This window comes from Holdemanella sp., assembly GCF_056804935.1.
The window spans coordinates 1-2,354 of sequence record NZ_DBMEXE010000240.1 but is presented as its reverse complement, the minus strand read 5'-3'; the positions used below and the strand labels follow the sequence as shown (position 1 = coordinate 2,354).

The following is a 2,354-nucleotide window of genomic DNA, read 5'->3' as shown; positions in this document are numbered from 1 at the left end:
AAATATGTTTTTGTTCTTTTAGATTTGTGACAATTTCATGAATCGTCGTTAAATTACGAATGCCCAAAAAATCCATTTTGATCAAGCCCAAATCTTCTAGATATTCCGCTGTAAATTGTGTAGCCTGAATATCTCCATCGACACTGACAAGTGGACAGACATTCACAATAGGCTGATCTGAAAGAACAATTCCTGCCGCATGTAAAGAGGTGTGTCGTGGTAATCCTTCAACGTTTACACACATCTTAAATAATTCAGTTAATTTTTGATCTGAGTGAATCCTTTTTCGAAATAAAACATTCTCATTATAGGCCTGCATCAACGTAATTTTAGGTGTGTTCTTTAACATCTTAGAAAGTTCATCCACAATTCTTGCCGGTATATTCATAACACGCCCTACATCACGAATGGCTTGTCTTGCCTGCAAAGTATTAAAAGTCACAATATGACTGACATGATCATAACCATATAATTCACGAACATATTGAATCACTTCATCTCTTCTATCATCTGGAAAATCCGTATCGATATCCGGCATGGAAACACGTGATGGATTTAGAAATCTTTCAAACAATAAATTATTCTGAATTGGATCAATATGTGTAATACCTAAACAATAAGCTACTAAAGAACCGGCTGCACTACCACGCCCTGGACCTACAAATATGTCTTGACTTCTGGCATATCGAATAAAATCCCATACAATCAAAAAATAATCGGTAAATCCCATAGTGACTATGACATTTAATTCATATTCTAAACGTTTGATATAGGTAGGGTTTAAATTTCCATTTAAACGTTTTTCTAACCCCTTTTTACAAAGCTTGATCAAATAGTCTCTAGAATCAATTTGAAGTTTATTTTTAAATACAGGAAGCTTGGACTTTTGAAAAGCCATTTGAATATTGCACATTCTTGCGATTTCTTCTGTAGCAATCAATTCACTTTCATCATACAACGCTTCCATTTCCTGTGGACTTCTTAAATATCTTTGAAATTGTACGTCCAAACCTTGATTTTCAATATTCGTTTGTTTGGCAATAGCCCTTAATACTTGTAAAGATTTTACGTCTTCACTATTCTCATACAGGATTCGAGATAGAGCCACACGTTTACAATCAAGTTGTTTTAAAATTCGATTATCGGCTCTTTTTTTACCCGAATCATTCATAGATACAGAAATATAGAAATCTGAAAAAGATTTTTTACACAATTCGACAAATGCACTTAACTTTTCTAAATCTTGATGTTCAATATATGCACTGAATGTATCTTTCCCGTCGCTGGAAGTTAATACCACACAATCTTTGGCATACTTTATAACTTCTTCAAAAGATACATTTCCTTTTATGATCGAACTTAATTTATATAAATTCTGTAGACCCATATCATTCTTCGCTAGAAGAATAAAATGAAATGGCTCCTCATTATAGATGGAATCAACTTCTAAACCAATAATCGGATGTACATTGTGCTTTTTGCACAATTGATAGAACTCCATCGTTCCATACATCACATTATGATCGGTCAAACAAACATGATTATATCCAAGTTGTTTTTGATGAAGAATCATATTTTCTAAACGAATTGGCGATTCAAGTAAAGAGTATGAACTTCGCATATGTAAGTGAACCATGAAATCCCACCTTTCTTTCTAAAATATTATACCATAAGAAAAAGAGATAGCTTCTTAAGCTACCTCTCGATTTGATAAAATTTCAATAATTTGATTGACTTGATCACGTGTTAAGTTTTTGATTCCACTTGCACATTCGTGACCACCACCACCAAATTCCATGGCAACATCACGAATTGGAATATTTCTTGAACGTAAAGACGCACTATAATGTACACGATCTTCCATACGCGTAAACAATGCCCACATTTCAACACAATCGATACCTGCTAAACAATAGACTTTGTCTTTAGCATCTGTAAAGCTTAAACCAAATTCTTCATAATCTTCACATTCTAGAATTGAATAAAGGAACTTGTTTTTAAACACTGTATGATTACGTACAACAGTTTCATATTTATAGTCTTCCATGGATTTTGAAAAGTTCAATTGTTCCACTTTTGTGACATCTACACCTTGTTCGAATAAATATTTTGCGGCATCAAATGTAGCTGGACGAACATTATTTGTCGTAAAACGGATATTGTCCGCTGTTAATCCAAGATATAACATCAGAGAACTTTGTAGAGGAATATTAGCCTTTTTTTCTTGTAAATACAAAGCTAATAACTCACATGTGGCACTTGCCTTATCATCAATCCATTCTTCATCACAAATGGTTTCTACTTGTACGTGATGATCAATACGAATTGATTTTTTAGCCAATTGATACCTGTCA

The 2,354-nt window shown here is 33.4% G+C and carries 2 protein-coding genes; both read right to left on the bottom strand.

Annotation, left to right across the window (positions count from 1 at the left end; translation table 11 throughout):
- Window positions 1-1,636 (bottom strand): DNA polymerase III subunit alpha (dnaE, locus tag ACZQCL_RS08815; RefSeq protein ID WP_482482869.1); only part of this gene is annotated, 1,636 nt, incomplete at its 3' end.
- A 54-nt stretch (window positions 1,637-1,690) separates the two neighbouring features.
- Window positions 1,691-2,354 (bottom strand): DHH family phosphoesterase (locus ACZQCL_RS08810; RefSeq protein ID WP_482482867.1); only part of this gene is annotated, 664 nt, incomplete at its 5' end.